The sequence below is a fragment of the Flavobacterium sp. genome, assembly GCF_043779715.1.
GTDB lineage: Bacteria > Bacteroidota > Bacteroidia > Flavobacteriales > Flavobacteriaceae > Flavobacterium.
The window spans coordinates 1-6,106 of the sequence record NZ_JAYWDT010000225.1; the positions used below are offsets into that span (position 1 = coordinate 1).

Below are 6,106 nucleotides of genomic sequence, written 5' to 3' on the forward strand. Positions count from 1 at the left end.
GTTTTGCCTATGACGTACGGAATTCTGGGTGGTGTAGATTATGGACGCGTGTGGCAAAAAGGAGAAAATTCAGAGAAATGGCATCAATCTTTTGGAGGCGGATTATGGCTCAATGGATTAAATGTAATCACAGCCAGAATCACTTATTTTAAAAATTCTAATGAGGAAGCCCGAATCGCTTTTGGACTAGGATTTGGATTTTAATTTTTTGATACTAACTTCATAAACGTTCCCTCCTAAACTTTTGGTTTTTTCATCGGCAATAAAAAGTCGGTCATTATCAATAAATGATGCTGCTTCTTTTTGAGAAAAATGATTTAATTCGAAAGTAGTTTTTATTCCATTCAAAAAATTATCCCCTTCGAAATTTTCGAATAAGAAAATCCTATCATGGGTTAAAATAGCAACTTTAGAGTCATCTGGAGCTATAGTTGCAGCCGTGATTGCACAATGATTGTAGTTGTCACAGGTTTTAAATTCTCCCATCAAAACCGCTTGATGAAAACCAGGTGTATTGGGGATTTTATATAAAAAAGCGGTTCCGTCAAAACCTTTACTTCGATTTTTGGTAAAGAGATAGAAATTATTTTTGAATTCGAAAAATGCTTCTACATCATAAAACATTTCTGTTTTTTTAGGAGGAAAATCTTTTTGCTCAGGATATGCAAAGGAAACTTTGTAAGCTGGAATGGCGCTTTTTGTAGTTAAAGACTTTTTATCAATTTTGTAAATACATAAATCCTTTCGTTCATTATCATTGTTACCAAAATCTCCAACATAGAGATTACCGTCTTTGTCTTTAGTAATGTCTTCCCAATCGATATTCGCTGTATTTGCAATCGTTAGTGTTTTTTCAATTGCACCGTTTTCAAAATTGAGTCCGTAAATTTCATTCTCGTTACCGCTATCCTCCAGCACCCAAAGTAAATTACTTGAATCTAAATATATAATGCCTGAGACTTCTTTTAGTTTTTTGGGTAATGAATAAACGGGTGATACAGTTCCTGAATCGTGCTGACAGGACAAAAAAGTCAATGCAAATAGAGTGAAAATATAATTTCTCATAGTAAAATTAGTAGTAATAAATAGATTTAAGAAAACTAAAATCAAATCTTAAATACAGTAGCATTCTTGAAATTTCTTGTAATAAATGCAAAAGCTGCACTCATTATATTCCCCATAGATTTGGCTTTTTTAAAATTCATATCATTCGTGTATCGATACAATTCTAATTGCAATTGTTTCAAATGTTCTTCGGGAGCGATTACGTCATCTCCCATAATTTGCAACAGTCGTTTTATGCGGTTTTCAGCAGAATGAATTCTTTTCGCAAGAACCGCTCTCTCTTCATCCTTGTATTGCTCGATAGAACTGTTTTGAAGTTTATCCTTTACCAATTTTACCATCGGATAATTTTCCTTAAAAAATTGAGGTCGGTACACTTTAAAATTTCCTTCGTAGCACTGCTGATCAAAATCTATAGCGCGAATTTTATACACCACATGATCAAAATCATGTGTGGGAACTATCACGTAATTATAGGAACGCATATCGCCAAGCAATCGAATCATGCAACGTTCATTGAATTTTACAAACTCTTTAGCAATTTGAGATTTCTCCGTTTCGGTGCATTCTGATAATAATTTTTTAATAAAAACATCACCAGGAATTCCCATAATATGTTCCTCAATTAAAGTGTCGTCATACACTAGGAAATTAATTTTATCTGGAGATAAAATATGCTCTAATTCGAGTCCATAAATTCGGGAAGCATCGGCTTTCTTTATGTAGAAGTGCGTGTAATTGTCATTTAATATATTTCTGATTTTTATTCGAAAAGGTTTTGAATTACCAAAAGTGCAGTAATCAATAGAATCTACATTTAAGAATTTGATGATTCCCAAATTACCATCAGAGTGCAGCAATGAATAGATTTTTTTTAAAGTTAAATCAATTTCTTGTCGCTCAAATTCATTATAATACACACGAATCCATAACGTATCTTCATCGTTTTTATCATAAACAGTTACCGATCCTGAAAAACGCAATAAATCATCGTAGACAATAGCAACTTTTGACAAACGATCAAAACGCTCCAAGTATTCTAAAAGTGATTTGTTTACTGGATACGATGGTTTTTTAAAAAGCATTACGGGCTCACTACTCATTGAAATAAGAATTTACAACAAAATTACGATAAAATTAGTCGATGTAATACACTCATTTCATATGTTTTAACTACCTTTCAACAAGAATTTTAAAATAACCTGCATACGCTAGAACGTTTTCTCAATGGAATTAAAACAATATGTATTAGCTGTAAAATGAAAATTTATTTATTACTGGATAAAAATCATTTTTTTTTACTGTTAAATTTCAAAACACACTATTACCTGCGCACGATAACAATAATTAATTTATCAATAAAAATAGAATTACAGCCTACTGTTTTATAACCGGAAATTTTAAAACCTAAACTACAAACTTTATATTCATTTATCAATACTGTAGTTAAATCCTTAAAGTCCAACTAATGAAAGAAAAACTTGACCTTTACATCAAGGCTGCAAAGTCTGCTAAAATAGGAATCTGGAAAATTAACTTGCTAACCAATGATGTTTTTTGGGATGCAGTCACTAAATATATTCATGAAGTACCCATTGACTACAAGCCAAAGCTTGACACGGCAGTAAATTTTTATACTCCAGGGAAAAATCGTGATCGGATTAAAGTACTTATGGAGAAATCAATCAATGAAGGGATTTCTTTTGAGAGTAAATTTCAGATTATGACTGCTAAAAATAACATCAAGTATATAGAATGTATTTGCCAGGTTGTATTTAAAAATGGTAAGCCTGTAGAGCTTTTAGGTACATTTCAAGACATAACAAATGAACAGAATTTAATAAATGAATTGCAATATAATGTAGAGAAATTCTCTTCTATTTTTTCTAGTGCAAATGATGCCATTTTTATCATTGATACTTCAAATGGACAAATTAGTGACTGTAATCTTAGATCGACAGAACTTACTGGTTATAGTAATGCAGAATTAAAAGGCTTGCATAATTCAAAATTATTTCCAGATGAATTTAAAAGAGACATCCGTTATTTTCTGAAATATAATTTAGATAGAAATGAATATACCATCAATGAAACCGTTATCAAAACAAAATCTAATGTGATAACACCCGTTGAGATAGCTTCTGGGAAAAAATTTAAAGTCGATCAAAAAACCTATGTTGTATGCTTTATCCGGGATATTAGCGAGAGAAAAAATGTGGAAAATAAATTAAATTTACTGTCACTAGCAGCTTCGGAGACAACAGATACCCTTGTAATAGCAGATAGAAATGGAGAAGCGGTCTGGGCAAATCAAGCCTACTTAGATTTAACTGGTTTGGCTATGGAAGAGGTTATTGGTCAAAAACCTGGTTATTTATCTAAGGGTCCAGAAACTGATTTTACAGCTTCAAAATTAATGAGAGAAGCCATCAAAAATAAAGAAAGCATTAAAATCACAATATTAAATTATAATAAAAATAAAGAGAAATATTGGTTTGAATTGAACATCACTACTGTCTTTGACAGTAACAATAATTTTATGAATTTTATAGGCGTAGGTCGCAACGTGACGAGGCGAATTGAAAAGGAGCTTGAGATGAAACGATTACTAGAAGTAACCAGTAATCAAAATAAAAAATTATTTAACTTCACTCATATTGTATCTCATAACATACGCTCCCACGCCAGTAATTTATCGATGGTGGTAGATGTTATTGAAAATACTGATGATATTGACGAAAAGCTTTCTTACTTTGAATTATTTAGAGAAGGAACAGAAAAATTATCGGAATCGATAGAATATTTGAATGAAATTATAACCATTCAACAAAAAACAAATGTTGAAAAAACTAAAATTCATTTAAAAAGTGAAATTGAAAAAACAAGAATGGCATTGAGTCTAGCCATAAAAGAGAGTAAAATAACAATTACAAATACAATTCCAGAGGGTGTTATCGTTAAGGCCATTCCCGCTTACTTAGATAGTATTTTTCTTAACTTATTTACAAATGCTATTAAATATAAATCCCCAAAACGCAATGCAACTTTAAATATTTGTTATGAAAAAATAGAGGGTTACTCTGTGATTAACTTTCGAGATAATGGATTAGGATTAGATTTAAAAAAAAATGGACACAAAATTTTTGGAATGTACAAAACCTTTCATGGTAATGCAGATGCTAAAGGAATTGGATTATTCATTACAAAAAACCAACTCGAAGCTATGAATGGTAAAATAGCAATGGAGAGCGAAGTGGGTCATGGTTCTAATTTTAAAATTTATTTAGATGAAAAATAAATTGACGTACATTATTGATGATGATAAATTGACCGTAAAATTAATGAGTATTCTTATCTCTAAAAGTAAGTTTTGCGAAGAAATCCATACATTTAATAATGCGCAATTAGCTATTGATACATTAAAAGAAAATCGAAATAATACTACCATTCTTCCAGATGCTATTTTACTTGACTTAAATATGCCCGTAATGGATGGATGGCAATTTTTGGATGAATTTATTCATTTGCCCATACAAAAAGAAATTTCAATTTTTATCATGACCTCATCAATTGATCCTGCCGATATTGAAATGGCAAAAAAATATGATGTGATAAAAGATTATATTAAGAAACCTATAACTGCAAACAAATTAGAGATGCTGTGCAAATTAATTGGTGAAATAAACTAATTATAGGTTTCCCGGTAACAATTCCCAAACTTGTTCGTCCTATGTTAAACCAAAAAGATGAACCCATTGGAAACAATACTCTCTATCAAAAATCTTCACAAACGTTATGGCTCAATTCAAGCTCTAAAAAACGTTTCTTTCGACATTCATAAAGGCAATGTTTACGGAATTCTGGGCCCAAACGGCAGCGGAAAATCAACAACATTAGGAATAGTTTTAAATGTAGTCAACAAAACTTCTGGTGAATACAATTGGTTCAATGGAACTATTGAAACTCATGAAGCGCTAAAAAAAGTAGGTGCCATTATTGAACGACCTAACTTTTATCCGTACATGACAGCTACAGAAAACTTAGAATTAGTCTGTAAAATTAAAGGAATTCGATCTTCAAAAGTTATTGAAAAACTAGAGTTAGTTGGTCTTGTTGAGCGACAAAATAGTAGATTCAGTACTTTTTCCTTAGGAATGAAACAGCGCTTGGCAATAGCCTCTGCATTACTTAATGATCCAGAGATTTTGATTCTTGACGAACCCACAAACGGTTTAGACCCTCAAGGAATTCATCAAATTAGAGATATTATTAAACGAATTGCATCCCAGGGAACTACTATTTTATTGGCTTCGCATTTATTAGACGAAGTCGAAAAAGTATGTACCCACGTGGTAGTGTTAAGAAAAGGAGAAATTTTATATACTGGTTTAGTCGATGGCATGTCAGCTAATGAAGGTTTTTTTGAATTACAAGCAGATGATGCTGATAGTTTAATGGTGGCTGTAAAAACCCATTCAGCAGTAAAGCACGTAATTAATGAAGATGGAAAGATTCTAGTGTATTTAAAAAATGACTTGGAAGCTAAAGAATTAAATCGTTTTCTTTTCGAAAAAAACATTATTCTAAATCATTTGGTTAAGCGCAAAAACAGCTTAGAAGAACAATTTTTAGAACTGACTAATTCCAATTCAAATTTCAAAAACTAAAACATGAAAAGATTACTCTCCATAGAATTACAAAAAATTTGGAAAAACAAAGCCAGTCGAGTTTTAACATTAGCGTACTTTATACTCCTAACTTTTATAGCATTAATAGCCTCCATAAAATTTGATCTCGGGATTTTTAAATTTCACTTAGCCGAAATGGGAATTTTTAATTTTCCTTTCATCTGGCATTTTAACACCTATATTGCAGCCATTTTAAAACTTTTTTTAGCCATCATAATTGTGTCTATGATGGCAAATGAGTATAGTTATGGCACGCTGAAACAAAACTTAATTGACGGAATGAGTAAAAAAGAATTTATACAATCTAAATTCTTAACTGTCCTTTTGTTTGCCTCAGTATCTACTGCTTTTGT

7 protein-coding genes are annotated in these 6,106 nt (G+C 31.3%); 5 read left to right on the forward strand and 2 right to left on the reverse strand.

Features of this window, described 5'->3' with window-relative positions:
* A partial coding sequence (locus ACH2BG_RS10855; protein ID WP_395047715.1) for a hypothetical protein occupies positions 1 to 204 on the forward strand: 204 nt, incomplete at its 5' end.
* Here ACH2BG_RS10855 and ACH2BG_RS10860 read toward each other — a convergent pair.
* Both ACH2BG_RS10860 and ACH2BG_RS10865 read right to left on the reverse strand, forming a co-directional pair.
* Entirely contained in the window at positions 187 to 1,065 is an 879-nt protein-coding gene (locus ACH2BG_RS10860; RefSeq protein WP_395047716.1) for a hypothetical protein, read from the reverse strand. The genes ACH2BG_RS10855 and ACH2BG_RS10860 overlap by 18 nt on opposite strands.
* A gap of 41 nt (positions 1,066 to 1,106) precedes the next feature.
* On the reverse strand, positions 1,107 to 2,168 hold the full coding sequence (locus ACH2BG_RS10865; protein WP_395047717.1) for a hypothetical protein: 1,062 nt from the start codon (positions 2,166 to 2,168) through the stop codon (positions 1,107 to 1,109).
* A gap of 365 nt (positions 2,169 to 2,533) precedes the next feature.
* Here ACH2BG_RS10865 and ACH2BG_RS10870 point away from each other — a divergent pair, with 365 nt between their 5' ends.
* The 4 genes from ACH2BG_RS10870 to ACH2BG_RS10885 all read left to right on the forward strand — a co-directional run.
* Positions 2,534 to 4,363, forward strand: coding sequence for a PAS domain S-box protein (locus ACH2BG_RS10870; RefSeq protein WP_309755413.1), 1,830 nt, complete (start codon positions 2,534 to 2,536; stop codon positions 4,361 to 4,363).
* Positions 4,353 to 4,754, forward strand: a complete 402-nt coding sequence (locus ACH2BG_RS10875; RefSeq protein ID WP_395047718.1) for a response regulator — start codon at positions 4,353 to 4,355, stop codon at positions 4,752 to 4,754. Before ACH2BG_RS10870 ends, ACH2BG_RS10875 begins: the two co-directional genes overlap by 11 nt.
* A 66-nt stretch (positions 4,755 to 4,820) precedes the next feature.
* A complete protein-coding gene (locus tag ACH2BG_RS10880) occupies positions 4,821 to 5,732 on the forward strand; it encodes an ABC transporter ATP-binding protein (protein WP_395047720.1) in 912 nt (303 codons plus the stop codon).
* A gap of 3 nt (positions 5,733 to 5,735) precedes the next feature.
* A partial coding sequence (locus ACH2BG_RS10885; protein ID WP_395047719.1) for an ABC transporter permease occupies positions 5,736 to 6,106 on the forward strand: 371 nt, incomplete at its 3' end.